This window comes from Pseudomonas sp. FP1740 (genome assembly GCF_030687165.1).
Lineage (GTDB): Bacteria > Pseudomonadota > Gammaproteobacteria > Pseudomonadales > Pseudomonadaceae > Aquipseudomonas.
On record NZ_CP117461.1, the window covers coordinates 5260972 to 5287808 of the forward strand.

At 59.1% G+C, this 26837-nt stretch carries 26 protein-coding genes; 7 read left to right on the top strand and 19 right to left on the bottom strand.

Features of this window, described 5'->3' with window-relative positions:
• Positions 1–9: 9 nt before the first annotated feature.
• From tolQ to PSH69_RS23590, 9 genes are all read right to left on the bottom strand, one after another.
• The gene (gene tolQ, locus PSH69_RS23550; RefSeq protein WP_018926498.1) at positions 10–705 is read right to left on the bottom strand and encodes a protein TolQ; all 696 of its coding nucleotides are present in this window, start codon (positions 703–705) and stop codon (positions 10–12) included.
• On the bottom strand, positions 695–1162 hold the full coding sequence (ybgC, locus tag PSH69_RS23555; RefSeq protein WP_007933231.1) for a tol-pal system-associated acyl-CoA thioesterase: 468 nt from the start codon (positions 1160–1162) through the stop codon (positions 695–697). The genes tolQ and ybgC overlap by 11 nt, the downstream gene beginning before the upstream one ends.
• A gap of 127 nt (positions 1163–1289) precedes the next feature.
• Positions 1290–2351, bottom strand: coding sequence for a Holliday junction branch migration DNA helicase RuvB (gene ruvB / locus PSH69_RS23560; RefSeq protein ID WP_018926499.1), 1062 nt, complete (start codon positions 2349–2351; stop codon positions 1290–1292).
• Positions 2352–2966: a Holliday junction branch migration protein RuvA gene (ruvA, locus tag PSH69_RS23565; RefSeq protein WP_305409980.1), complete on the bottom strand. Its 615-nt coding sequence runs from the start codon at positions 2964–2966 to the stop codon at positions 2352–2354. It lies immediately after the preceding gene.
• Between the two features lie 115 nt (positions 2967–3081).
• Positions 3082–3606, bottom strand: a complete 525-nt coding sequence (gene ruvC / locus PSH69_RS23570; protein WP_018926500.1) for a crossover junction endodeoxyribonuclease RuvC — start codon at positions 3604–3606, stop codon at positions 3082–3084.
• 143 nt (positions 3607–3749) lie between these two features.
• Complete coding sequence (locus PSH69_RS23575; protein WP_305409981.1) at positions 3750–4496, bottom strand: YebC/PmpR family DNA-binding transcriptional regulator; 747 nt, start codon at positions 4494–4496, stop codon at positions 3750–3752.
• Between the two features lie 120 nt (positions 4497–4616).
• The gene (aspS, locus tag PSH69_RS23580) at positions 4617–6392 is read right to left on the bottom strand and encodes an aspartate--tRNA ligase (RefSeq protein ID WP_018926502.1); all 1776 of its coding nucleotides are present in this window, start codon (positions 6390–6392) and stop codon (positions 4617–4619) included.
• Between the two features lie 122 nt (positions 6393–6514).
• Complete coding sequence (locus PSH69_RS23585; RefSeq protein WP_010457489.1) at positions 6515–6736, bottom strand: FmdB family zinc ribbon protein; 222 nt, start codon at positions 6734–6736, stop codon at positions 6515–6517.
• A 136-nt stretch (positions 6737–6872) separates the two neighbouring features.
• A complete protein-coding gene (locus tag PSH69_RS23590) occupies positions 6873–7211 on the bottom strand; it encodes a ribbon-helix-helix domain-containing protein (RefSeq protein WP_305409982.1) in 339 nt (112 codons plus the stop codon).
• A 463-nt stretch (positions 7212–7674) separates the two neighbouring features.
• Between PSH69_RS23590 and PSH69_RS23595 the strand changes: the two genes are divergently transcribed.
• Positions 7675–8277 (top strand): cold-shock protein, encoded by a 603-nt coding sequence (locus tag PSH69_RS23595; protein ID WP_019651434.1) that lies wholly within the window; start codon positions 7675–7677, stop codon positions 8275–8277.
• A 59-nt stretch (positions 8278–8336) separates the two neighbouring features.
• Here PSH69_RS23595 and PSH69_RS23600 read toward each other — a convergent pair whose 3' ends face one another.
• The 3 genes from PSH69_RS23600 to PSH69_RS23610 all read right to left on the bottom strand — a co-directional run bounded on the left by PSH69_RS23600 (position 8337) and on the right by PSH69_RS23610 (position 9312).
• Positions 8337–8546, bottom strand: coding sequence for a SlyX family protein (locus PSH69_RS23600; RefSeq protein WP_018926506.1), 210 nt, complete (start codon positions 8544–8546; stop codon positions 8337–8339).
• A 3-nt stretch (positions 8547–8549) separates the two neighbouring features.
• Positions 8550–8975 (bottom strand): HIT domain-containing protein, encoded by a 426-nt coding sequence (locus tag PSH69_RS23605; RefSeq protein WP_305409983.1) that lies wholly within the window; start codon positions 8973–8975, stop codon positions 8550–8552.
• Between the two features lie 103 nt (positions 8976–9078).
• Entirely contained in the window at positions 9079–9312 is a 234-nt protein-coding gene (locus PSH69_RS23610; protein WP_305409984.1) for a hypothetical protein, read from the bottom strand.
• Between the two features lie 561 nt (positions 9313–9873).
• Between PSH69_RS23610 and PSH69_RS23615 the strand changes: the two genes are divergently transcribed.
• Positions 9874–11205, top strand: a complete 1332-nt coding sequence (locus PSH69_RS23615; RefSeq protein ID WP_305409985.1) for an OprD family porin — start codon at positions 9874–9876, stop codon at positions 11203–11205.
• A gap of 130 nt (positions 11206–11335) precedes the next feature.
• Here the strand turns inward: PSH69_RS23615 and PSH69_RS23620 are convergent, their stop codons facing one another.
• Both PSH69_RS23620 and PSH69_RS23625 read right to left on the bottom strand, forming a co-directional pair.
• Positions 11336–12178, bottom strand: coding sequence for a mechanosensitive ion channel family protein (locus tag PSH69_RS23620; protein ID WP_305409986.1), 843 nt, complete (start codon positions 12176–12178; stop codon positions 11336–11338).
• A gap of 136 nt (positions 12179–12314) precedes the next feature.
• Positions 12315–12800 carry a YajQ family cyclic di-GMP-binding protein gene (locus PSH69_RS23625; RefSeq protein ID WP_305409987.1) on the bottom strand — a complete coding sequence of 162 codons (486 nt, stop codon included), beginning with the start codon at positions 12798–12800 and terminating at the stop codon, positions 12315–12317.
• A 140-nt stretch (positions 12801–12940) separates the two neighbouring features.
• Here PSH69_RS23625 and PSH69_RS23630 point away from each other — a divergent pair, with 140 nt between their 5' ends.
• From PSH69_RS23630 to PSH69_RS23640, 3 genes are read left to right on the top strand one after another with little or no spacing between them, the layout of a single operon-like run.
• A complete protein-coding gene (locus PSH69_RS23630) occupies positions 12941–13858 on the top strand; it encodes a putative 2-dehydropantoate 2-reductase (RefSeq protein WP_018926511.1) in 918 nt (305 codons plus the stop codon).
• A 45-nt stretch (positions 13859–13903) separates the two neighbouring features.
• The gene (locus PSH69_RS23635; protein ID WP_305409988.1) at positions 13904–15940 is read left to right on the top strand and encodes an ATP-binding protein; all 2037 of its coding nucleotides are present in this window, start codon (positions 13904–13906) and stop codon (positions 15938–15940) included.
• Positions 15941–15942: 2 nt separating this feature from the next.
• Positions 15943–16524 carry a cob(I)yrinic acid a,c-diamide adenosyltransferase gene (locus PSH69_RS23640; RefSeq protein ID WP_019581489.1) on the top strand — a complete coding sequence of 194 codons (582 nt, stop codon included), beginning with the start codon at positions 15943–15945 and terminating at the stop codon, positions 16522–16524.
• 33 nt (positions 16525–16557) lie between these two features.
• Here PSH69_RS23640 and PSH69_RS23645 read toward each other — a convergent pair whose 3' ends face one another.
• The 4 genes from PSH69_RS23645 to secA form a co-directional block, all read right to left on the bottom strand.
• Entirely contained in the window at positions 16558–17502 is a 945-nt protein-coding gene (locus tag PSH69_RS23645; protein WP_305409989.1) for a Nudix family hydrolase, read from the bottom strand.
• Entirely contained in the window at positions 17499–18131 is a 633-nt protein-coding gene (locus PSH69_RS23650) for a glutathione S-transferase family protein (RefSeq protein WP_305409990.1), read from the bottom strand. The genes PSH69_RS23645 and PSH69_RS23650 overlap by 4 nt, the downstream gene beginning before the upstream one ends.
• Before the next feature lie 131 nt (positions 18132–18262).
• Positions 18263–19480, bottom strand: coding sequence for a bifunctional glutamate N-acetyltransferase/amino-acid acetyltransferase ArgJ (argJ, locus tag PSH69_RS23655; protein WP_305409991.1), 1218 nt, complete (start codon positions 19478–19480; stop codon positions 18263–18265).
• A 119-nt stretch (positions 19481–19599) separates the two neighbouring features.
• Positions 19600–22335 (bottom strand): preprotein translocase subunit SecA, encoded by a 2736-nt coding sequence (gene secA, locus PSH69_RS23660; RefSeq protein ID WP_018926517.1) that lies wholly within the window; start codon positions 22333–22335, stop codon positions 19600–19602.
• 307 nt (positions 22336–22642) lie between these two features.
• Between secA and PSH69_RS23665 the strand changes: the two genes are divergently transcribed.
• Positions 22643–23098, top strand: coding sequence for a DUF721 domain-containing protein (locus PSH69_RS23665; RefSeq protein ID WP_018926518.1), 456 nt, complete (start codon positions 22643–22645; stop codon positions 23096–23098).
• 59 nt (positions 23099–23157) lie between these two features.
• Here the strand turns inward: PSH69_RS23665 and PSH69_RS23670 are convergent, their stop codons facing one another.
• A complete protein-coding gene (locus PSH69_RS23670; RefSeq protein WP_305412864.1) occupies positions 23158–24645 on the bottom strand; it encodes a helicase HerA-like domain-containing protein in 1488 nt (495 codons plus the stop codon).
• Positions 24646–24828: 183 nt separating this feature from the next.
• Here PSH69_RS23670 and PSH69_RS23675 point away from each other — a divergent pair, with 183 nt between their 5' ends.
• On the top strand, positions 24829–26718 hold the full coding sequence (locus tag PSH69_RS23675; RefSeq protein ID WP_305409992.1) for a methyl-accepting chemotaxis protein: 1890 nt from the start codon (positions 24829–24831) through the stop codon (positions 26716–26718).
• Positions 26719–26837: the final 119 nt, after the last annotated feature.

A 26837-nucleotide genomic window follows, 5' to 3' on the forward strand; every position in this document is an offset into this window, starting at 1 on the left:
ATTACCTGCTTATTCTTCGCTGGTGTGCACTTTGCGGTGCAGGATCGCCTGGAATTCGTCGGCGAAGGTGTAATAGCGGCCCAGCAGGGTTTCGCTGCGGGCAGCAAAACGGTTGTAGGCGATAACGGCCGGGATGGCGGCGAACAGACCGATCGCAGTAGCAACCAGTGCTTCAGCGATACCTGGAGCCACAGTGGCCAGGGTCGCTTGCTGGGCGGTCGCCAGACCACGGAAGGAGTTCATGATGCCCCAGACTGTACCGAACAGACCGATGTACGGGCTGACGGAACCGACGGTGGCGAGGAACGGCAGGCTCTGCTCGAGCTTCTCTTCCTCGCGGGAGATGGCTACGCGCATGGCACGCGCCACGCCTTCCATGACCGCTTCCGGATCAACGCCCGACTGCTGGCGCAGACGGGAGAATTCCTTGAAGCCGGCACGGAAGATCTGCTCGACACCGGAATCCGGATCAGGGTTGCTGCCGGCCTGACGGTAGAGTTTGGACAGGTCGATACCGGACCAGAAGCGCTCTTCAAAGCTCTCCAGGGCACGTCGACCGGCGCGCAGCAAGTTGCTGCGCTGAAAGATCATGATCCACGAGGTCACCGATGCGGCTACCAGGATCAGCATTACCAGTTGCACCACGACACTGGCATTGCTGACCAGGCTCCACATGGAGGAATGGTCGACGACGTTAGCTTCCACGCTTTATCTCCTGCTTTGAGTGTGTACCCGCGCCGCTCACGTCGGCAAAGGCCGCACGTAGAGCTTCGGGAATGGCCCGGGGTTTCAAACTGTTAGTGCGCACACAGGCCACCAGAAACTGCCCTTCGCAGAGCAGCACGTTATCCGTAGCCCGCCTGACCTGCTGTTTGAAGCGCAGGCTGACCCGGTTCAATTCAATTACTTCGGCGCTTACCAGCAGCTCGTCGTCCAGTCGCGCCGGCGCGTGGTAACGCGCTTCGCTGGAATGCACGACGAACAACAGGTCCTCCCCTGCCAGCGCCGACTGGGCAAAGCCCAGCTCTCGGAGCCGCTCGGTTCGAGCCCGTTCCATAAACTTGAGGTAATTGACGTAATACACGATGCCGCCGGCATCGGTGTCCTCGTAATAAACGCGACAACGATGTGCGAACGGCTCAAGCCCGTTTTGCGCGCGCATACTCTAGTGCTTACTCCTCAGGTTGCCAATCCGGCCAGGCAACTGTTTTTCATTGATTCGCGGCTTTCTGGCGAAAGTACCGTCCTGGGACAGCACAAACCCCGAATAAATCAGCGCGCAAAGGTGATTAATCGTCCACGGCATCGAGGAACTCGTCTACCACGGGCATCTCGCCCAATCGTGACGGAATATTTAAGCCGAAGTGCAAATACGCATGCCGGGTCACTACCCGCCCCCGCGGCGTGCGCATGATATAGCCCTGCTGGATCAGGTACGGCTCCAGCACGTCTTCAATGGTGTGGCGTTCTTCGCTGATCGCAGCAGCCAGACTGTCCACCCCCACGGGCCCACCGTCGAACTTCTCGATCATGGTCAACAGCAGGCGTCGGTCCTGATGGTCGAAGCCACGCTCATCGACATCCAGCAGGTTCAAGGCCAGGTCGGCGATTGGTTTGGTGATGTGGCCCTTGGCACGAACCTCGGCAAAATCCCGGACCCGGCGTAGCAAGCGGTTGGCGATTCGCGGTGTACCGCGGGCACGCCGGGCGATTTCAAAGGCGCCTTCCGGGTCCAGCGGCAAACCGAGAATGTTCGCCGAACGGCTGACAATCGTTGCCAGGTCGGCGGTGCTGTAGAACTCCAGGCGCTGAACGATCCCGAAACGGTCGCGCAACGGGTTGGTCAGCATACCGGCACGGGTCGTTGCGCCAACCAGGGTAAACGGTGGCAGATCGAGCTTGATCGAGCGCGCGGCCGGCCCTTCGCCGATCATGATGTCGAGCTGGAAATCCTCCATGGCCGGGTACAGCACTTCTTCGACGATCGGCGACAACCGATGGATCTCGTCGATGAACAGCACGTCATGGGGCTCAAGGTTGGTCAGCAATGCAGCCAGATCACCAGGACGCTCGAGGACCGGCCCCGAGGTGCTTTTGATCGACACGCCCATTTCCTGGGCAATGATGTTGGCCAGGGTGGTTTTACCCAGGCCCGGCGGGCCGAAAATCAGGGTGTGATCCAGCGATTCATTGCGCCCGCGCGCGGCCTGGATGAACAACTCCATTTGCTCGCGAACGGTCGGCTGGCCAATGTATTCGGCCAGGCTTACGGGACGAATCGCCCGGTCCTGGACTTCTTCGCGCTCACGGGGGCCACCCGTAGCGGCGATCAGACGATCAGCTTCAATCACTTAGATCATTCCCTTCAGGGCACGACGAATCATGTCTTCACTGCTCAAACCTTTCTCCTTGATCGCGGAAATCGCCTTGCTGGCTTCCTGCGGCTTGTAGCCCAGGGAAATCAACGCGCTGACCGCGTCATTTTCGGCGGTAGCGACCGGAGGCACATCTGGCCCACCCGGCTGGTTTGGCACCAACGCGAACATTGCCGGCACGGTTTCCCAGGCCTTGAAGCGATCCTTGAGCTCCACCAGCAAACGCTCGGCAGTCTTCTTGCCCACCCCCGGCACCTTGGTCAGCGCCGAGGTGTCCTGGGACTGCACGCAACGGATCAACTCGTCGACTTCCAGGCTCGACATCAGGGCCAACGCCAGTTTCGGCCCTACCCCATTGAGACGGATCAGTTCGCGAAAAAAGTCTCGCTCACGCTTGCCGAAGAAGCCATAGAGTAACTGCGCGTCTTCGCGTACGACCAAATGGGTGTGCAAGGTCAGCGGTTCACCGACCGACGGCAAGCGATAAAGCGTGGTCATGGGCACTTCCAGCTCATACCCCAGACCGTTTACATCCAGAATCAGGTGCGGCGGCTGTTTCTCAGCCAAAGTGCCGCGCAAGCGTCCAATCACGTTTCAGATCCTTGAGCGTTGGCCAGATCAGTGCTGGCGACTGACAGAACAAGGGTTTTGCACCGACAACACAGGCGCAAAACCCTCATCCCACAAAAAATGATTGCTGATGCTATCAGAGACGCAGGCGCCCGCCACGACTGCGTGCCGCGCCCAGGCCATGGGGCAACAGGCTGGAACGGGTGTGAGCGTGGCAAATCGCGATGGCCAGGGCATCCGAGGCATCGATTTGCGGCTTGCTGGTCAGCTTCAGCATGTGCATGACCATCATTTGCACTTGCTCTTTATTGGCGGCGCCGGTGCCGACCACGGCCTGCTTGACCTGGGTTGCGGTGTACTCGGCAATTTCCAGGCTCTCTTCGGCGCCGGCGACAATCGCCGCGCCACGGGCCTGCCCCAGTTTCAGCGCGGAGTCGGCATTGCGCGCCATGAACACCTTTTCGATGCCCATGGTGACCGGGCCATAAGTCTGAATGATTTCACGCACGCCGCGATAGACGATCTGCAGACGCTCATGCAACTCGCCAGCACCGGTGCGGATACAGCCCGATGCCACGTAAACACAACCACGGCCAGTATCGCGAACAATGCCGTAACCGGTGATACGCGAGCCGGGGTCGATACCAAGAATTAAAGTCATAACGCCTGCGAAGCTAGTGCGAATATCTGAGAGTAACCGTAGGAGCTGCTGAAGGCTGCGATCTTTTCATTCTGAAAATCAAAAGATCGCAGGCTTCGCCAGCGCCTGCAGGGCTGATGAAGGCTGCGATCTTTATAAAGGCATCAACCGAGCTGTGCGGCCACCGCCTCTGGAATGTCCGCGTTGGAATACACGTTCTGCACGTCATCCAGGTCTTCGAGCATGTCGATCAGCTTGAGAACCTTCTCGGCGCCTTCCAGATCCAGTTCGGCACTGGTGGTCGGCAACATGACGATTTCCGCATCACTGCCCTTGAAGCCTGCGGCCTCCAAGGCATTACGCACGGAATAGAAGCCGGCGAACGAGGTGAACACGTCGATGGAGCCGTCTTCGTTGGCCACCACGTCATCGGCGTCGGCTTCCATGGCTGCTTCCATCAGCGCGTCTTCATCAACCCCTGGCGTGAAGGAAATCTGCCCTTTGCGTTCGAACAGATAAGCCACCGAACCGTCGGTACCGAGGTTGCCGCCGCACTTGCTGAACGCGTGGCGAACAGCGGCTGCGGTGCGGTTGCGGTTATCGGTCATGCATTCGACCATCACCGCCACGCCGCCCGGGCCATAGCCTTCGTAGGTCAGCTCGACCATGTCATCGGTATCGGCAGCGCCGGCACCACGGGCCACCGCGCGGTCGATGATGTCACGGCTCATGTTCGCGCCCAGCGCTTTATCCAGCGCCAGACGCAGACGCGGGTTGGAGCCCGGATCAGCGCCGCCCTGACGGGCAGCGACCGTCAGTTCACGAATCCACTTGGTGAAAATCTTGCCCTTCTTGGCATCCTGACGTTCTTTGCGGTGCTTGATGTTCGCCCACTTGGAATGACCCGCCATAACTCGCTCCGAATTTCTCTTTGAAACATCGCCCGCCACACAGGGAGTGTCGGCCAGCAACAAAAAAATCTCGACCTAAAGAAAAGGCGCATCCCACAGGATGCGCCTTTGCGGTCAGCCTTACTCTGCCTTTGGCGTTTCGCGCAGACGAATGTGCAGCTCACGCAACGCCTTGGCATCTACCACGCCCGGAGCCTGCGTCATCACGTCCGCAGCACTCTGGGTTTTCGGGAAGGCGATCACTTCACGGATCGACTGGGCGCCGGTCATCAGCATCACCAGACGGTCCAGACCGAAGGCCAGACCACCGTGCGGCGGCGCGCCGTATTTCAGGGCGTCGAGCAGGAAGCCGAATTTCTCTTCCTGTTCCGCCTCGTTGATACCCAACAGACGGAACACCGACTGTTGCATTTCCTTGCGGTGGATACGGATCGAACCGCCACCCAGCTCGGTGCCGTTCAGGACCATGTCGTAGGCACGGGACAAAGCGCCAGCCGGGTTGGCTTCCAGCTCTTCAGGAGTGCACTTCGGCGCGGTGAACGGGTGGTGCAAGGCGCTGAAGCTGCCGTCGTCATTCTCTTCGAACATCGGGAAGTCGACGACCCACATTGGCGCCCACTTGCAGGTCAGCAGCTCGAGGTCATGGCCCAGCTTGATCCGCAGCGCGCCCAGGGCTTCGCTGACGATCTTGGCTTTGTCGGCACCAAAGAACACGATGTCACCATCGACCGCACCCACGCGATCGAGGATCACGTTCAGGTTGGCTTCCGGGATGTTTTTCACGATCGGCGACTGCAGACCTTCAACACCGGCAGCACGCTCGTTGACCTTGATGTACGCCAGGCCCTTGGCACCGTAGATGCCGACGAACTTGGTGTAATCGTCGATCTGCTTGCGCGGCATGCTCGCCCCGCCTGGAACGCGCAAGGCGGCGATACGGCATTTCGGGTCATTGGCCGGGCCACTGAACACCTTGAAATCGACTTCCTTGAGCTGATCGGCAACATCCACCAGTTCCAGCGGGTTACGCAGGTCTGGCTTGTCGGAACCGTAGCGGCGCATGGCCTCTTCGAAGGTCATGTGCGGGAATTCGCCGAATTCCAGACCCAGCACTTCCTTGAACAGGTTGCGGATCATGCCTTCGGTCAGGCCCATGATGTCTTTTTCATCGAGGAAGCTGGTCTCGATGTCAATCTGAGTGAATTCCGGCTGGCGATCAGCCCGCAAGTCTTCGTCGCGGAAGCACTTGGCGATCTGGTAGTAACGGTCGAAGCCGGCCACCATCAACAGCTGCTTGAACAGCTGAGGCGATTGCGGCAAGGCGAAGAACGAACCGGCGTGAGTACGGCTCGGCACCAGATAGTCACGCGCGCCTTCGGGGGTAGCACGGGTCAGGATCGGCGTCTCGACGTCGAGGAAACCGTTCTCGTCCAGATAGCGGCGGATGCTGGTAGTCATGCGCGAACGCAGACGCAGCTTCTCGGCCATTTCAGGGCGACGCAGATCAAGGAAGCGATAACGCAGGCGGGTTTCTTCACCAACGTCGGAGAACTCGTTCAGCGGGAACGGCGGGGTTTCCGATTCGTTCAGCACTTCCAGCTCGTAGCCCAGGACCTCGATCATGCCCGACGCCATGTTGGCGTTGGTTGCACCGGCCGGACGCAGGCGAACCTTGCCGGTGATCTTCACGACGTACTCGCTGCGCACGCGATCGGCGGCGGCGAAGCTCTCGGCACGGTCCGGATCGAACACCACCTGGGCCAGACCGTCACGATCACGGATATCGAGGAAAATCACCCCGCCATGGTCACGGCGACGGTGAACCCATCCGCAAAGGGTAATTTCCTGGCCTTCCAGGCTTTCGTTCAGTTGGCCGCAATAATGGCTGCGCATCATGGTAGTGGTTTCACTTCTCGTAATTCGAAATTCGGGTGGAGGTCTTGCCGCACCACCGCACTTGAATAAGGTGCCAGATGATGCAAGAGCTCGCGCGTGTCGTTCAACCCGGGCGCTAGACCCTAGTCAGCTTTGTCGCCACCGGCCAGATTTTTCTTGGAACCGGTCTTGAAGTCGGTCTCGTACCAGCCGGTGCCACTGAGGCGGAAACCGGGCATGGACAGCATCTTTTTAAGCTCTGGCGCCTGGCAGGCAGGGCAGTCGACCAGCGGTGCTGCGCTGATCTTTTGAATGGCTTCCAACTGATGACCACAGGAAGCACATTGGTAATCGTACATCGGCATGGGGGTTGTCTCGGCGATCAGATTGCTACCGCGCATGCAGGGCTTTGCGGCAAAGAGCGGGATTATATCCATTAAATGCAGCCTGTGCAGCCGTAAGACTGCACAGACCGACACTCGACTCATTCAGCTGCTCTCGCTAAGCCATGATGGGGCAACCGCCCTCCTTCAGGCTGTGCACGACGCAGACAACCCGCACCAGCCCGGTGAAGTTTTTCACCCCGCCATGGCGCAAGTGCACCTCGCGATCCACATGGGACAACAGCGCACTGACCGAGCAGCAATTGACCTTGGCCATGTCGCCCAAAATATCCCAATAGACCTGCTCAAGCCGCAAACAGGTCGCAAAGCCATTCAAACGCACCGACCGGGATAAGGGCTGGGCCAGCCCCATATCGAATTCGCTGACAAGTGAATCAATCCTTACATCCTTGAGTGGACCGATCCCCCCCTCGCCTTGTCTGTCTTCATGAACCATACCGTTGACACTCCTTTGTCATCCTTGCTGCTTGTAAGGGCCATATTCCGATTCCTTATAAAAGCGCAGGCGCAACGGTATATCCAGATGACTTTATGACCATCAACGTAGGATAAGCCAACAACGGAGGGGCGATCATGGAGCTCGTCCTAGGCCGGACGATTTCCTACGAAAACTGACGCAACATCACTCAACGAAAAGGCGAAAGGTCCGAGAAACACAACACACGAATAACACTCGACAGCGTCATCCGCGCGCCATTCCAATGGAAGCGCCGCCGGACCGCCTGATTTGAGTAGCCGCAGGCTTTGCTGTTAAATAGGCAGTGTGTCGCTACCACCTATTTTCCGGGGGCTGCGCATAGGCTGATATCAGGTACGTGCCCAACGCCTCTTATTGTTCTGAAGCGAACCGTGCTCTATCAGCTCTTCCTTGTGATCCGTCTTAACGTGAGTTAATCAAAATGTTGAAAATCGTCCACCTGCTAATGGGCGCAGCAGCCCTGCTGCTGTCCTTCATCCCTAGCCTGCGATCCGAAGCGGTACCTTACCTGCAACAACCCGATGCGCTGTACCTGGCCTTTTTCGGCCTGCTCAACCTCACCCTCGCGCCTGTTATCCCTTACTGGAACAAAGGCCCGCGTCATCAATTGCAAAACCTGGTCAGCGCCTTGCTGGTTCTGGCTGTCGTGCTGCAAACCCTGACGCTGATCGCCCCGATGCCTGTCATCGCCGGTCAACCTGCCGTTCTGTTCAGCCTGGTCGCTGCCCTGATCGCCGTATTCCTGCACCTGGCCATCAGCTTCTACAAATCTTCACCGGCCGCCGCCGCGCCAAGCTATGACATGAGCAACCGCGATACTGGCACCGTCAAATGGTTCAACACCTCCAAAGGCTTCGGCTTTATTTCCCGCGACTCCGGCGATGATATTTTCGTGCATTTCCGGGCGATTCGCGGTGAAGGCCACCGCGTTCTGGTGGAAGGCCAGCGCGTGGAGTTCTCTGTCATGAATCGTGACAAAGGCCTGCAAGCCGAAGATGTGATCGCCGCACTGCCGCGCCGCTGATTCAAGGCAAAAAAAACCGCGAACAGCTTGGCTGTTCGCGGTTTTTTATTGCCTGTTTCTTAGTAATGGGGCGGTGGAGCCTCTTCTTCTTCAAGCGTCGCAAACTGGCCGGCCATTTCCTCCTGCCGCTTGAGCAACGCCGACATTTGCAATTGCAGACGCTCGACCATCCGCTGCTGCGCCACCAGCACATCATTCAATGCCTGGATGGTGTCATCCTGAAATGCCAGTCGGCTTTCCAGATCGGTAACGCGTTCGCCCAGGCTCATGATTCAGCCCTCCAGAAACTTGAAATCGTCGGTCAATACCAGACGCAGTCGCTCGCGAATCGTCGCGATCTGCTCTGAACTGTATGGCTTGGCCTCCTGTTTGCCCCAGATCGGAGCTGGCCAGGCGGCGTCCTCACGCTTGCGCACAATCACATGCATGTGCAACTGATTGACGACGTTACCCAGGGCCGCGACGTTCAACTTGTCCGCGTCGAAAGAGTCCTTGAGGATTTCCGCCAGCTCAGTCGTTTCCCGCCACAGCTGCTGTTGATCTGCGTCATCCAGCTGAAATATTTCACTGATATCCTCGCGGCGTGGCACGAGGATGAACCAGGGGTAATTCGAATCATTGGACAGCAGCAACCGGCAGAGCGGGAAATCGCCGATTGGCAACGTGTCTTGTTGAAGTCGTGGATCTAAAGCGAACACAGTGCACACTCCCCTCTGGTCATCTTTTTTCAGCTTAGCGCCCCCACCGAAAGACGGCGCACCAAGCGACAGGACGGCAGCATACCTGCGAACGCCACACGCTTCACGACGAACTGCCGCCAGCGCCGTCCTGCGGGCGCTCCGAGATGCGCCATTTTGATTCGGGACGCACCATGACAGAACCGGCCATCACGGAAAAAACGCCGAAGTACCCCATAAACAACGCACCGTTCGAACCCACGGCAAAGCGACAATGTGTGAATTCAGTACAGGAAATAAAATTTTTTGCACCAAAACCGCACAACGCGTCTACGCTCAGTGCGTCAGCATCCGCCAATTACTCACTGGCGGGGTGAACCGGTAACGTTTTTGGTTGTCACCCCCGCAGCTCCGACGTGGTAACCACGATGCAAAGCATGGCGTCAAGCCTAAGAAAAACGAGCTTGACCCCCCCGGATTTATGAGGTTTTTACAGCAACAGGCAGGCCTTCTGAAAAAAACAGCAACAGAATTCTGGTTTGTGCACGCTTGTTGCATTAACACCCGTATCGTCTATAAGCGCTCCGCTGGAAGTGGAAGCCTTAAGGCCAATAAAAACAGTGGCAGGATTGCCCGATGGAGATTCAAGTGCAGGACAAGGGACTCTTTTTTACCGATGCTCAAGCCCTGGAAAACAGCGCTGAAGTTGTCAGTCCGATTGCGTCGGGACTGTGAATTTGCGACATCTACCCCGCCATTTGCGACAGGGTCGTAAAGAAGCTGAAAGGTTAGATACGCAAGTATCGCCAATAGGGTCGGCGTGATATAAGTTTGCGCCGACACAAAAAGAAAGAGCCGCCCAGATAATAAAACAGGTGGGACGGCAGTACTCTTCTAAAAACCAAAGGAGCAAATCACGATGCGCGTGATGAAGTGGAGCATGATCGCACTGGCAGTTGCAGCAGCAGCCAGTACTCAATTGGCTACGGCCGCACCTTTCGTAAGTGACCAGGCTGAAGCCAAAGGTTTTGTTGAAGACAGCAAGCTCGACTTGCTGGTTCGCAACTACTACTACAACCGTAACAAGAAAGACGGCGCAACCGACGACAAAGACTGGACCCAGGGCATCCAGGGCATGTTCAGCTCGGGCTACACCCAAGGTCTGATCGGTGTTGGCGTTGAAGCTTGGGGCCAACTGGCCATTAAGCTGGACGGTTCCGACAAATATGCTGGTACCGGCAACATGACTGTGGACTCCGATGGCGAGGTCAACAACAGCCAGGGCAAAGCCGGCGCTGCCGCCAAGTTCCGCATCTCCAAGACCGAACTGAAAATCGGCGACATGCAGCCAAGCACCGCTCCGGTGTTCGCTGTTGGCGGCTCCCGCATCCTTCACCAAACTGCCAGCGGTATCCAACTGCAGAGCAGCGAAGTCAAAGACCTTGACCTCGAAGGCGGTCACTTCTACTCGGCGACCAGCCAGGACAGCAACGCCCGTGACGGTGACCTGTGGGCTAACTACGCTGGCGTGAAAGCCAACTCCATCGACTACCTCGGTGGCAAGTACGGCATTACCCCAGACCTGAGCGTGTCGCTCTACGGTGCCAAGCTCGAAGACATCTGGAACCAGTACTACGCCAACGCGAACTACACCCTCGCATTGGGTGGCGACAACTCGATCAACTTCGACGGTAACATCTACAACACCAGGGACACCGGTAGCGCTAAAGCAGGCGAAATCAATAACACCGCCTACTCGCTGGCCGCTGCTTACTCGTTCCTGAAAGCGCACACCGTCACCGTGGGCTTCCAGAAAGTGAATGGCGATACTCCGTTTGACTATGTCGGCGTGGGTAAAAACAACCGCGGTGGCGACTCGATCTTCCTCGCCAACTCCATCCAGTACTCTGACTTCAACGCCCCTGGCGAGAAATCGGTACAAGTCCGTTATGACCTGAAAATGGCCGAATACGGCGTACCTGGTCTGAGCTTCATGACCCGTTACGTGAAAGGTTGGGACATCGACGGTACCAACACTCCGGCGGGCAGTGCCTACACCGGCTTCTACGGTGAAGATGGCAAACACCACGAAACCAACGTCGAAGCCAAGTACGTCGTTCAATCCGGCCCGGCCAAGGATCTGTCCTTCCGTATTCGTCAAGCATGGCATCGCGCCAACCATGACGACTCGTTTGAAGGTAATATCGACGAGTTCCGCCTGATCGTCGACTACCCGATTTCGGTTCTGTAATTGCCGAAAGCCAGTTCGCGGTAATCAAAAAAAGGCCCATCTTCAGATGGGCCTTTTTTATTGGCTACAGTACTTATGGTCTTGCAAGATGCCTGACCAAACGGTCAGACATTAGTTGAAAGACAGATCATTAAACCGTTGCCGATTCCTGCACCACGCGAATAACCCGCTGCGGAAATGGAATATCGATGCCGGCAGTCTTCAAGCGATCGCGCGATTGTTCGTTAAACATGAACATCACATTCCAGTAGTCGGCAGTCTTCACCCACACCCGTAGAGAAACAGTGATCGAACTGTCGCCCAGTGTGGAAATCACCGCTTCCGGTGCCGGCTCAGTCAACACTCGCGGATCCTTGGCCAGGTCCAGCAACACTTCACGGGCCTTCTGCAAGTCCGCCTCGTAGTCCACACCCACATCAAATACTACTTTGCGGGTCGGCTGACGGTTGGTGTTGGTGATGATGCCGTTCGACAGATTACCGTTAGGCACGATGATGGTTTTGTTATCGCCAGTGCGCAGTACGGTGTGGAAGATCTGGATGCTGTCGACAGTACCGGCAACACCTTGGGCTTCGATCCAGTCACCGATACGGAATGGACGGAACAACAGAATCAACACGCCGCCGGCGAAATTCGCCAGGCTGCCCTGCAGGGCCAGACCGATGGCCAGGCCGGCCGCACCGATAGCCGCGACGAAGGAGGTGGTTTCCACACCGATCATCGACGCCACGCTGACGATCAGCAGAACCTTGAGGATGATGTTCGCCAGGCTGCTGATGAAGCCTTGCAGCGCCAGGTCGGCGTTGCGCAACGCCAACAGGCCGCCCAGTTTTTGCGTGACTTTGTTGATCAGCCACCAGCCAATGGCCAGGGTAATCACCGCCAGCAACACGCGGCTGCCGTATTCCATGATCATCGGAATCCAGGCTTGAGACGCCTTGACCAGGTTGTCCACTTCAGCATTCAAATCCATCTTCTTTCTCCTGATTTCCGGCTACCCGGCACGCGAAAAATGAGCGGCAGAAAGACCGCCCCCATAAGGCTCGGTCGTTTCTGCCGTTGCTTGGGCCTCGGACGTCGAAATCGCCGAGAGGTTCCCGCTTGAAATATCAGTCGCGGAAGTTATTGAACTGCAGCGGCATGTCGAAAGTTTTGGCGCGCAGGGCGGCGATGGCTTCCTGCAGATCGTCACGCTTTTTACCGGTGATACGCACCTGCTCACCCTGAATGGCAGCCTGGACCTTGAGCTTGGCATCTTTGACGTGGGCGACGATTTTCTTCGCCAGGTCTTTGTCGATGCCTTCCTTGAGGACCGCTTCCTGCTTCATCAGCTTGCCCGACGCGTAGGCATCCTTGACTTCAAGGCATTGCACGTCGATCTTGCGCTTGACCAGGGCCAGCTTGAGGATCTCGATCATCGCTTCGAGCTGGAAATCGGCTTCAGCGGTCAGGTTGACGGTCAGGTCTTTTTCCTTGAACTCGAAGCTGCCCTTGCCTTTCAGGTCATAACGACGATCGAGTTCCTTGACGGCGTTCTCGACCGCGTTGGTGACTTCGTGTTTGTCCAGTTCGGATACCACGTCGAACGACGGCATGTAATTTCTCCAATAAAAAGGCGCGCTCGATAACGATGGAGCGCGCTTGGCTTGCGGTTAAAATCGGGCTCATTATAACGGGTCTTTTCCAACCGATACTGCGAGCCTCACATGCCAGCGACAAACCGAGTAAAAAGCTGATGTCTACCCCTTGGCATGTTCTGGGCGCCGGCAGCCTCGGCACGTTGTGGGCCACCCGTCTGGCACGGGCTTCAGTGCCGGTCAGGCTGATCGTACGGGACGCGGCGCGCCTGCAGGCCTATCAGGCGGCGGGCGGGCTGACGCTGGTCGAGCACGGCGAAGCGCAGCTGTACCCGGTGCCCGGCGAAACAGCCGACAGCGATGGGCCGATCAGCCGTCTGCTGGTGGCCTGTAAAGCCTATGACGCCGTAACAGCCGTGGCCCGGCTCGCTCACCGCCTGACACCGGACGCCGAACTGATCCTGTTGCAAAACGGCCTTGGCAGCCAGGACGCCGTCGCCGCGCAAGTCCCGCATGCCCGCTGCATCTTCGCTTCCAGTACCGAAGGCGCGTTTCGCGATGGCGATTGGCGCGTGGTGTTTGCCGGTCATGGTTACACCTGGCTGGGAGATGCCGGCCATCCGGTGGCACCGTTCTGGCTGGAGGACTTGAGCGACGCCGGCATTCCCCATGAGTGGAGCACCGACATTCTCACAAGGCTGTGGCGCAAGCTGGCGCTCAATTGTGCGATCAACCCGTTGACCGTATTGCACGAATGCCGCAACGGCGGTTTGCAGCAACATCAGTGCGAAGTGGCCACCCTGTGCGCCGAACTTACCGAACTGCTGGAGCGCTGCGGCCAGCCGGCGGCAGCCGAAAACCTCCGGGAGGAAGTCGAACGGGTGATCAAGGCTACCGCGACCAATTTCTCCTCGATGTACCAGGATGTCGCCAATCAGCGCCGCACCGAAATCAGCTACCTGTTGGGCCATGCCTGCAAAGTTGCGTCGCGGCATCAGTTGAACCTGCCCCACCTCAATCAATTGCAGCAGCGCTTGATCGATCATCTGCACAGCCTTGGATTGCCCAGCGACTGAGCAGCGGCTACGCTGGCCACTTGTTCCTTTTCAGCGATGAACCTGATGCCATTGCGCCAGCGCCTTGAAAACCTTCCGGTCGGCCAGAAACTGCTGGCCGCCCTGCTGGTGCTGTTGACCACCGTTTTGCTGGTCGCCAACCTGACCTTTATCAGTGCCGCGTATTACATCTCCCAGGAAAGCATGGCCCCCCAGGCCCTGCAGACCATCGGCCGACTGGTGTCCAACCCGAGCCTGGTGTCCGACGCGCTGAAGTCGCCGCAAAACGCCGAACGCCTGCTCAACGAACTCAACAGTTATTCACCACTGCGTGCGGCAGCCCTTTACGACGGCACGGGTACGCGTCTGGCGCAGCTGCAACACGGCGACATGCTGAGCCTGCCAGAGCACTACCAGCACCTCGAAGCCTGGCAAGCCACGGAGTTTCGCAGCAATCAAGTGATCACCCTGCCCCGCCCCGGCACCGCTCCCGGGCATTTGCTGCTGGTGGCCAGCAGCGAATTGCCGATGGCGTTCTACACCGGGACTCTGACCGCCAGCCTGGGGATTCTGATCTTCAGCGTGCTGTTGTGGCTGGTGATCGCCCGGCAGATCAAACGCCTGATTACCCGCCCCATCCATCAACTCGAAGAGCTGTCCCGGCAAGTCACCCGGGAAGAGAACTACGCCCTGCGCGCCTCTCGCGGCAACCACGACGAAATCGGCAGCCTCGCCGAAGCGTTCAACACCATGCTCTCGCGCATCGAGGCCCGGGAGCAGCAGCTCAAGCGTGCCCGTGACGATTCCCAGGCGGCTTACGATCAGGCCCAGGGGCTGGCCGAAGAAACCCGTCACACCAACCGCAAGCTGGAACTGGAAGTTCAGGTGCGGAGCAAGATCGAGAAAAAACTTACCGGTTTCCAGAACTACCTCAACAGCATCATCGACTCCATGCCATCGGCACTGATCGCACTCGACGAGCAGCTTTACGTGACCCAGTGGAATCAGGAGGCCAGCGCACTGTCCGGCACGCGCCTGGACGAAGCCTTGAACCAGCCTATCTTTCTCGCCTTCAAACCCCTCAAGCCATTCCTGCCGCAGCTCAAGCAAACCGTCGAGCAGCATACGGTGGCCAAGATCGAACGCGTTACCTGGCTCAAGGACGACGAACCCCGGCATTACGCCCTGACGTTCTACCCGTTGATGGGCGGTGCCGGACGTGGCGTGGTCATCCGGATCGACGACATCACCCAGCGTCTGTCCCTGGAAGAAATGATGGTGCAGTCGGAAAAAATGCTCTCGGTCGGCGGCCTCGCCGCCGGTATGGCCCATGAGATCAACAACCCCCTGGGCGCGATCCTGCACAACGTGCAGAACATTCGTCGACGTCTGTCCCCCGACCTGCCGAAGAACCTCGAACAGGCCGAGCAAATGGGCATAGAACTGGAAACGGTCAATAAGTACCTGAAAGCGCGTGAAGTACCGCAGCTGCTCGACGGCATTCAGCAGGCTGGCGCCCGGGCGGCGAAGATCGTGACCCACATGCTCAGCTTCAGCCGCCGCAGCACTCGGCAAATGGCGCCATGCGACCTGCCGGCACTGATCGATCAAGCGGTGGAAATCGCCGGCAACGACTTCGACCTGGCCATTGGCTTCGACTTCAAGGGCCAGGCGATCATTCGCCAGTTCGATCCGGCGCTGGGCCCGGTACCCGGCACCGCCAACGAACTGGAGCAGGTGCTGCTCAACCTGCTGAAAAACGCCGCGCAAGCCATTCACCAGCGTACAGACGACCGCGAACCGGGGCGGATCATTCTGCGCACAAAACTGAATCCGCCGTGGGCGGAAATCCAGGTCGAGGACAACGGCATCGGCATGAGCGAAAGCGTGCGCAAACGCACGTTCGAGCCGTTCTTCACCACCAAGGAAATCGGTCAGGGCACCGGCCTTGGGCTCTCGGTTTCGTACTTCATCATCACCAACAACCACAAGGGCCAGATGGAAGTGCAATCGACGCCGGGCCAAGGCACTTGCTTCACCTTGCGCCTGCCTTTGTCGGGCACTGCGGTGAACTCTCAAGAACTCAATCAGCTGTCGAGGTAACCATGGGCTTTCGTTTGTCGAAGATTTACACCCGCACTGGCGACAAAGGCGAAACCGGGCTTGGCGACGGCCGCCGGGTACCCAAGGACCATCCGCGAATCGAGGCCATTGGCGAAGTCGATACGCTGAATAGCCAGGTGGGCGTGCTGTTGGCCGGGTTGGCGGCGCAAAGTGGCGAGTTTCCCGGGCTTGGTGAAGTGATCGAGGTATTGGCGCCCTGCCAGCATCGGTTGTTCGACCTCGGTGGCGAACTGGCGATGCCGGTGTATCAGGCACTGAACACGGCAGAAATCGAACGGCTGGAAGCGGCCATTGATGTGTGGAATGAAGAGCTGGGGCCTCTGGAGAATTTCATTCTGCCCGGCGGTTCGGCGCTGATTGCCCAGGCCCACGTGTGCCGCAGCCTGGCGCGCAGTGCCGAGCGCCGGTGTCAGCAGTTGAATGCGATCGAACCGTTGGCCGGGGTGGGCCTGGCGTATATCAATCGGTTGTCGGATTTGTTGTTTGTGGCGGCACGGTTGATTGCCAAGCGCCAGGGGATTGCCGAGATTTTGTGGCAGCCTGCGGCAAAACCTTCAAACTGATCGTTCCCACGCGAGCGTGGGAACGATCAGGTGCTAGGCCTCAGGCCAGAATGCCCGAATCCCCGCCACACCCTGCGCGCCCGCTTCCCAGGCTTTCTGCCGCTCTACCGGGCCAACCCCACCCAACAAGAACACCGGTTTGCTGAAGCCTTCGATCAAAGTCGACGCCAGCTCCCAACCCAGCGGCTGAGCATCCGGGTGCGTCTGGGTCGGTTGCACCGGCGACAGGGTCACAAAGTCCACGCCCATCTGATCGGCCAGCGCCAGTTCTTCAGCGTTGTGGCAGGACGCCGCCAACCAGCGCGACGCCGGTAGCGGTCGGCCGGCCGCCGCGTACTTGCGCAACTGCGCGGCAGTGATGTGCCAACCGGCGGAGGGGAAGTCCCCCAGCCATTCAAACGGCCCCTTGATCATCAACTGCGCCTTGCCGGCACACAGCCCCGCCGCGTCCACCGCCAGATCGCGGTATTGCGGGTCATAGCCATTGGGCGCACGCAATTGAATCAGCTTGATGCCGCCCGCGATGGCTTTCTGGATACCGCGCAGCAAGGCCGGGGTTTCCAGTCCGTCCGGGGTGATCAGGTACTCGCCGGGCAAGCGTGCAGCCGCGACGATCGGCTGGTTGGCGGCCGGAAACTCGTAGTCCAGCAGTTCCCGTGCAGTCACCCAGGCCAAAGGCTGACCTTCGGCACCATGGGGTTCGCCGGTAAACGCCGAGACTTCCCAGACATCCAGCAACACCTGCTTGTCCGGGTAGTCGTGGCGAACCTTGATCAACGGTCGCGCGGTATTGACCACGATGCCCAACTCTTCGTGAAGCTCGCGGGCCAGGGCGGTTTCGACGGATTCGTTATCCTCGACCTTGCCACCGGGGAACTCCCACAAGCCGCCCTGATGCTGGGTGTCGGCACGCCGGGCGATGAGGATCTTGCCGTTGCTATCGCGGATAACCGCCGCGGCCACGTGTACTCGTTTCACTGCCCGACCTCCTCCAGACCTGCCTTCTGCCAGGCCTTGAAAGCTGGCCATTGGTAAATGGTTTCGACATAGGCTGCATCGACCTCGGGCAGCTTCACTTGATAGGTGCGCAGGCGGACGGCGATCGGTGCGAAAAACGCATCGGCCAGGGTCGCGCCACCGAACAGGAACGGGCCGGCTTCAGTCGCGGCCGCACGACATTCAGCCCACAACGCCAGCATGCGCTCGATCTCGGCATGAACGTCAGGCGGAGTCGGCAACAACGGCGCATTGTGGCTCAGGTCGAACGGCATGTTGCCGCGCATGGCGAAGAAACCGCTGTGCATCTGCGCGCAAGCCGAACGCGCCTGGGCTCGGGCGGCGGTGTCTTTGGGCCAGAGGCCGGCATCGGGGAATTGCTCGGCCAGGTACTCGGCAATCGCCAGCGAATCGGCGATGGTGCCGTGTTCGCTTTTCAGCAGCGGGACTTTCCCGGTCGGCGAATGCTTGAGCACGCGTGCGCGGGTATCCGGCTGGTTCAGCTTGATCAGTTCTTCGGTGTAGGACGCGCCGGTCAGGTCGAGGGCCAGCGCGGCGCGCAGGGACCAGGAAGAATACAGTTTGTCGCCGATGATCAGGTGGAGGCTCATGTTCGGGCGCCTTTTGGTAAGAGTACAAGCCAGAATCTTTAGCGTCTGGTGGTCGGTCTTCGCGGGCAAGCCTCGCTCCTACAGGTCACACCACCTGTAGGCGCAAGGCTTGCCCGCGAAAGCGATCTGTCTTACGTGCGGTACTCGGCGTTAATCTTCACGTATTCGTGGGACAGGTCGGTGGTCCAGATGGTTTCGCTGCAATCGCCGCGACCCAGCTCGATGCGGATGGTGATTTCTTCCTGCTGCATCACCGCCGCGCCCTGGGCCTCGGTGTAGGTGGCAGAACGCGCGCCACGGCTGGCGATGCACACCTCGCCAAGGAATACGTCGATCTTGCTCACGTCCAGGTTCGGTACACCGGCACGGCCTACAGCGGCCAGGATGCGGCCCCAGTTCGGATCGGAGGCGAACAGCGCAGTCTTGATCAGCGGCGAGTGGGCCACGGTGTAACCGACGTCCAGGCATTCCTGGTGATTGCTGCCGCCGTTGACTTCAACGGTGACGAACTTGGTCGCGCCTTCGCCGTCACGCACGATGGCCTGGGCCACGTCCATGCACACTTCGAATACCGCTTGTTTCAACTTGGCGAACAGCTCGCCTTCGGCACGGGTGATTTCCGGCAGTGCGGCCTTGCCGGTGGCGATCAGCATGCAGCAGTCGTTGGTCGAGGTGTCGCCGTCGATGGTGATGCGGTTGAACGACTTGTTGGCGCCGTCCAGCAGCAGGTTTTGCAGCACTTCGCGGGAGACTTTGGCGTCGGTGGCGATGTAACCGAGCATGGTCGCCATGTTCGGGCGAATCATGCCCGCGCCTTTGCTGATGCCGGTGACGGTTATGGTCACGCCGTCATGCTGGAACTGACGGCTGGCGCCCTTGGGCAGGGTGTCGGTGGTCATGATGCCGGTGGCGGCAGCTTCCCAGTTGTTTTCCGACAAGTCATCAAGGGCGGCTTGCAATGCGCCTTCGATTTTCTCGACCGGCAGCGGTTCGCCGATCACGCCGGTGGAATACGGCAGCACCAGGCTGGCATCGACGCCGGTCAGCTCGGCCAGCTTGGCGCAGGTGCGCTCGGCGGCGGCCAGGCCTAGTTCGCCGGTGCCGGCGTTGGCATTGCCGGTGTTGGTCAGCAAGTAACGTACCGGGCCTTGCACGCGTTGCTTGGCCAGGATCACGGGAGCGGCGCAAAAGGCGTTCAGGGTGAACACGCCCGCCACTGTGGAACCTTCGGCACAGCGCATGACCACGACATCCTTGCGCCCCGGGCGCTTGATACCGGCCGAGGCGATACCGAGTTCAAAACCGGCAACCGGGTGCAACGTTGGCAAAGGACCAAGACCAACAGCCATGAATGCGCTCCTTAAAAAATGTTGGCACCGTCAGTGCGATGGACGGTGGTTTAAATGGCAAAACGCCGCGACGGCAGAAGCCGGTCGCGGCGCGGGTATTTCAGCGTTTGAAACGGGGTTTACTGGATCTGCCCGTGGCAATGCTTGTACTTCTTGCCCGAGCCGCAGTAGCACAGCTCGTTGCGGCCCAGCTTCTGCTCGTTGCGTACCGGTGCGGTGGCGAGAGCTACATCGATCTCTTCACCCAACACTTCCGGTTGCTCCAGGCCAGGCGCTTCGTCGTGCTGGAACTGCATGCGCGCAGCCAGCGCCTCGGCTTCCTGACGCAGACGTTGCTCTTCGGCTTCCGGATCTTCGCGGCGCACCTGAACGTGCGACAGCACACGAATCGAGTCGCGCTTGATCGAATCCAGCAGCTCGGAGAACAAGGTGAAGGACTCGCGCTTGTACTCTTGCTTCGGGTTCTTCTGCGCATAACCACGCAAGTGAATGCCGTGACGCAGGTGATCCATGGTCGACAGGTGGTCTTTCCACAGGTCGTCGAGCACGCGCAGTACGATTTGCTTCTCGAAGGAGCGCAGTGCTTCGGCACCGGCCTGGTCTTCTTTCTCGTTGTACGCGGCGATCAGTTCGTTGAGCAGCTTCTCGCGCAGGGTTTCTTCGTACAGGTGGTCGTCTTCGTCGAGCCATTGCTGGATCGGCAGCGCCACACCGAAGTCGCTCTGCAACGCCGCTTCCAGACCGGACACGTCCCACTGCTCAGGCAGCGATTGTGGCGGAATGTGTGCGCTGACGGTTGCGTTGAGCACGTCCTGACGGAAATCGGCAATGGTTTCGCCAATGTTGTCGGCGGCCAACAAACTGTTACGCATGTGATAGATCACTTTACGTTGTTCGTTGTTGACGTCGTCGAACTCAAGCAGCTGCTTACGGATGTCGAAGTTGCGACCTTCAACCTTGCGCTGAGCCTTCTCGATGGCGTTGGTCACCATGCGGTGCTCGATCGCTTCACCGGACTGCATGCCCAGCGCCTTCATGAAGTTCTTCACCCGGTCAGAGGCGAAGATGCGCATCAGGCTGTCTTCCAGCGACAGGTAGAAACGGCTGGAACCGGCGTCGCCCTGACGACCGGCACGACCGCGCAACTGGTTGTCGATACGACGCGATTCGTGACGCTCGGAAGCGATCACCTGCAAGCCGCCCGACTCCAGCACTTGCTGGTGACGTTTCTGCCAGTCGGCCTTGATCTGGGCAATCTGCTCAGGGGTCGGGTCTTCCAGCGAAGCCACTTCCACTTCCCAGTTGCCGCCCAACAGGATGTCGGTACCACGACCGGCCATGTTGGTGGCGATGGTCAGTGCGCCCGGACGACCGGCCTGAGCGATGATTTCGGCTTCTTTTTCGTGGAACTTGGCGTTCAGAACCTTGTGTTCGATGCCTTCCTTCTGAAGCAGGCCGGACATGTGCTCGGACGTTTCGATGGTGGCGGTACCCACCAGTACCGGACGGCCCTGAGCCATGCACTCCTTGATGTCGCCGATGATCGCCGCGTATTTCTCTTCGGCGGTCAGGAACACCAGGTCGTTGTAGTCTTTACGCGCCAACGGCTTGTTCGGCGGGATGACCATGACCTGCAGGCCATAGATCTGATGGAATTCGAACGCTTCGGTGTCCGCGGTACCGGTCATGCCGGACAGCTTGTTGTATAGACGGAAGTAGTTCTGGAACGTGGTCGACGCCAGGGTCTGGCTCTCGGCCTGGATGTTCAGGTTTTCCTTGGCTTCGATGGCCTGGTGCAGACCTTCGGACAAACGGCGACCCGGCATGGTACGGCCGGTGTGTTCGTCGACCAGCACAACCTGACCGTCCTGCACGATGTACTCGACATTGCGGTGGAACAGTTTGTGCGCACGCAGGCCGGCATAGACGTGAGTCAGCAAGCCCAGGTTATGCGCCGAATACAGGCTCTCGCCTTCAGCCAGCAGGCCGACGCGGGTGAGCATTTCTTCGATGAACTGGTGACCGGCTTCGTTGAGTTCGACCTGACGGGTCTTCTCGTCGATGGTGTAATGGCCGGCCTTGGTGACTTCCCCTTCGACTTCCTCGATGTGCAATTCAAGCTGCGGGATCAGTTTGTTGATCTCGATGTACAGCTTGGAGCTGTCCTCGGCCTGACCGGAGATGATCAGCGGGGTACGGGCTTCGTCGATGAGGATGGAGTCGACTTCGTCGATCACGGCAAAATTGAGTTCGCGCTGGAATTTTTCTTCCATGCTGAACGCCATGTTGTCGCGCAGGTAGTCGAAACCGAATTCGTTGTTGGTGCCGTAGGTGATGTCGGCGGCGTAAGCGGCGCGCTTCTCTTCCGGCGGCTGGAATGGCGTGACCACGCCGACCGTCATGCCGAGGAATTCGTAGAGCGGACGCATCCAGTTGGCGTCACGACGGGCCAGGTAGTCGTTCACCGTCACAACGTGCACGCCCTTGCCGGACAGCGCGTTGAGGTAAACGCCCAGTGTTGCCACCAGGGTCTTGCCTTCACCGGTACGCATTTCCGCGATCATGCCTTCATGCAAGGTCATGCCGCCGATCAGCTGGACATCGAAATGGCGCATACCCATGACGCGCTTACCGGCTTCGCGGGCGACCGCAAAGGCTTCTGGCAGCAGCTTGTCGAGGGTTTCCCCTTTGGCGAGGCGGGCCTTGAACTCGTTGGTCTTGGCACGCAATTGATCGTCCGAAAGGGCCACCATTTGCTCTTCGAAGGCATTGACGAGCTGCACCGTCTTGAGCATGCGTTTGACTTCACGCTCGTTCTTGCTTCCAAAAAGTTTCTTTAACAAAGGCGCAAACATATCGGCAGGATCTTCCACACTAAAGGGATGGAGGGCGGCCCCGTGAGTCGCCCGTGCAGCCCTCATGGCCGCATGCGAACGAGCATTCTACCCGGAAACGATGGTGAGGAAAGTGGCGTTATTCCACGATGCATGCACTGCGCTGTGACGGGGCTCACTTAAAATATGGGCTTTTTGCTGAACTTCAACCCATTGAGGGTACAAGTTACTCGTTGATTTAATGGGTAAAGCGCTCGTAAAGCAATGGGTCGGGACCAGCGGGTGCTTTCTGTTACCATGGCCGTTCTGTTACTTCAGGTGTTCGATCATGGCATTTCGCCCTCTCACGGCCAGAGCACCCGCCGTTCTGCTTCGCGAAGCCAAACCGCTGAAAGCCATCTTTGGCCACGCTCAACGCCTGGGTCATTTGCAACGTCTGGTGGAAAGCCAGCTGCAACCGGCCGCCCGCGAGCATTGCCATGTGGCGTCGTGGCGCGAAGGCAGTTTATTGCTGATTGTCACCGACGGTCACTGGGCCACCCGCCTGCGTTATCAACAAAAGCGTCTGCAACGCCAGTTACAGCTGTTCGACGAGTTCGCCAGCCTGACGCGGATCCTGTTCAAGGTGCAGCCACCGACCGTTCAGCAAGGAGCGGCTGGGCATACCATGGATTTGTCGACGGATGCCGCGGCGACCATTCAGGCGACGGCTGACGGGATTACCGACCCGAATCTAAGGGCGGCGCTGGAGCGCCTTGCGGCGCACGCAAAACCTAAATCCTGACTCGGACTTAATGTGGGAGCGCCGCACCGCCGCTCCCACATTTTGACTGCGTACACTCGCTAGCGACGTTTGCTGCCCCCAAGCAATGACCCCATCAACCCGCGTACCAGTTGTCGGCCCAATTGATTGGCCGCCTGTCGCATCGCCGATTTAAGCGCCTGTCCTGCCGCCGTACCGAGGAATTCCCCGGCCTGTTCGGTGAAACTCGGCTCTTCGGGGGCAGGTTTGCCCGGCACGGTTTCAGGCTCCGGCGCCAATCCCTTGCGCCCCATCAGCACTTCATAGGCCGATTCGCGATCGATCGGCTTGTCATATCGCCCTTTAAACGGCGAACCGGCAATCAGCACCGTGCGCTCAGTCTCGGTCAGCGGCCCAATCCGCGATTGCGGCGGTGCGACCAGTACACGCTGGACCATCTCCGGCGTGCCCTTGTCCTGCAAGGTGCCGACCAACGCCTCGCCGATGCCCAGCTCTGTCAACACCGACAAGGCATCAAATGCCGGGTTCGGCCGGAAGCCCTCGGCCACTGCACGCAGGGATTTCTGCTCTTTGGCGGTGAACGCGCGCAAGCCATGCTGGACACGCAAGCCCAACTGAGCCAGCACATCATCCGGCAAGTCCCCCGGCGATTGGGTGACGAAATACACGCCCACGCCTTTCGAACGGATCAGCCGCACCACTTGCTCCAGACGATCCTGCAACGCCTTGGGCGTACCGGCGAACAACAAGTGCGCCTCGTCGAAAAACAGCGCCAGCAGCGGTTTATCGGCATCGCCGCGCTCCGGCAGTTGCTCGAACAATTCAGCCAGCAACCACAGCAGGAACGTCGCGTAGACCTTCGGCGCTTCGTGCACCAGACGGCTGGCGTCGAGCAAATGGATGCGCCCGCGACCGTCCATCGCCGGCTGCAAAATATCTTCCAGTTGCAGTGCCGGTTCACCGAACAACGCTTCGGCGCCCTGCTGTTCCAGCGTCGCCAAACGGCGCAACAGTGCCTGGCTGGAGCCGGTGGTCATCAGCGCCGCGTCATCGCCCAGTAATACGGGGTTATCACGCAGGTGATTGAGCAGCGCCTTCAAATCTTTCAAATCCAGCAGCAACAGCCCTTCGCGGTCGGCCACCTTGAACGCGGCATAAAGAGCCGACTGCTGACTGTCGGTCAGCTCCAGCAGGCTGCCGAGCAGCAACGGCCCCATTTCGCTCAAGGTGGTGCGCAATGGATGACCGGACTGACCGTGAATATCCCACAGGGTTACCGGATACGCCTGAGGCTTATGGTTCAGCCAGGGCATGCCGGCGATCCGCTCCGCGACCTTGCCTTGGGGGTTACCGGCGGCGCCCAGGCCGCACAAGTCGCCTTTGATGTCCGCCGCGAACACCGCCACGCCTGCATCGCTGAACGCTTCGGCCAGGCGCTGCAACGTAACGGTTTTACCGGTCCCGGTAGCACCCGCTACCAAACCGTGACGGTTCGCCAGGCGCATGGCCTGGGCGATTGGCTGGCCAGCGAGGTCAGCGCCGATAACGAGTTGCGATGAGTCAGGCATTTTGTCACCCATGGTTAATCTTTGATCCTTCATGGCCGATAACAACCGAGAGACCAGACTGGAAACAGCGTCGGTAATTCCCTAAGGAGAGACGGAACTATCAGCTTACTTTCATCACTGCCCATTCTGCGCGCCTTTATAAAAGCACGCCCTGGACATTAAGACCTAGCGGACCCCCAAGCCATGAACAAAAACCTGCGCTTCAGCCATAAAATACTGCTTGCCGCCGCCCTGATCGTTATCGCCGCATTCGCTTCGTTCACACTGTACAACGACTATTTGCAGCGCAATGCGATACGCCGCGACCTGGACAACTACCTGCAAGAAATGGGTAACGTCACCGCCAAGAATATTCAGACCTGGCTGGCGGGTCGTAGCCTGTTGATCGAAAACCTGTCACAGACCGTTGCCCTGAACGCCGAGACCGACAACGTCGCCAAACTGCTGGAACAGAAGGCTGTCACATCGACCTTCATGGGTGCCTACCTGGGCAACAAGGATGGCACCTTCATTATCCGCCCGGACAGTAAGATGCCCGACGGCTATGACCCTCGCGCCCGCCCCTGGTATAAGAGCGCGCAGAGCACCAGCGCTTCTGCCTTGACCGAACCTTACATCGACCTGGCGTCTGGCCAGTTGGTGATTTCCATCGTCGACAGCGTTCTCAAGGACGGTCAGAACATCGGCGTGGTCGGTGGCGACCTGAGCCTGCAAGCGATCACCGACACCCTCAACGCGCTGGACTTCGACGGCATGGGCTATGCGTTCCTGGTCAGCGCCGACGGCAAGATCCTGGTTCACCCGGACAAAACGCTGGCGATGAAAAACCTCAAGGACGTCTACCCACAAGACACGCCCGTCATCGGTAGTAAGCCGAGCGAGATCGAAGTTGACGGCAAAACCCGCATCGTGACCTTCACCCCGATCAAGGGACTGTCCTCGGTCAACTGGTACATCGGCCTGTCGGTGGACAAGGACAAAGCCTTCTCCATGCTCAGCGAATTCCGCACCTCGGCGATCATCGCGACCCTGATTGCCGTGGCCATCATCATTGGTTTGCTGGGCATGCTGATCCGCCTGCTGATCCAGCCGCTGCACGTGATGACCCGCGCCATGGAAGACATCGCCGACGGTGAAGGCGACCTGACCAAACGCCTGACCATCCAGAATCAGGACGAATTCGGCATCCTTGGCACGGCGTTCAATCGTTTCGTGGAGCGAATTCATACATCGATCCGCGAAGTGTCCTCGGCCACCGGCCAGGTCAACGAAGTGGCCTTGCGGGTGGTGGCGGCCTCGAACTCGTCGATGTTCAATTCCGACCAGCAAGCTTCGCGCACCAGCAGCGTCGCCGCGGCCATCAACCAGCTCGGCGCTGCTGCTCAGGAAATCGCCCGTAACGCCGCCCAGGCATCGAATCAGGCCAGCGATGCCCGCAGCCTGGCCGAAGACGGCCAGCAAGTGGTGGATCGCAGCATTGCCGCGATGAATCAGCTGTCGAGCATGCTCAGCGCTTCGAGCACCAACATCGAATCGCTGAACAGCAAAACCGTGAACATCGGGCAGATTCTCGAAGTGATCACCAGCATTTCCCAGCAAACCAACCTGCTGGCGCTCAACGCCGCCATCGAAGCGGCGCGGGCCGGTGAAGCCGGGCGCGGTTTTGCCGTGGTGGCCGACGAGGTGCGCAACCTGGCGCACCGCACACAGGAATCGGCGCAACAGGTGCAGACCATGATCGAGGAGCTGCAAGTCGGCGCCCGCGAATCCGTCAGCACCATGAGCGACAGCCAGCGCCACAGCCAGGACAGCGTGGAAATCGCCAACCTGGCTGGCGAGCGCCTGAACAGCGTGACGTTGCGCATCGGCGAAATCGACGGCATGAACCAGTCGGTGGCTACGGCGACCGAGGAACAAACGGCAGTGGTGGAGTCGATCAACGTGGACATCACCGAAATCAACACGCTGAACCAGGAAGGCGTGGAAAACCTGCAATCGACCCTGCGGGCGTGCTCGGACCTTGAGCAACAGGCTTCTCGATTGAAGCAATTGGTAGGCAGTTTCCGTATCTAGCGTCTGATCACAGACATCGTGGCGAGGGAGCTTGCTCCCGCTGGGTCGCGAAGCGCCCCCAAAATCGGGATTGAAGGTGTGTCAGATTGAACACACCAGCTGATTTTACGACTGCTTGG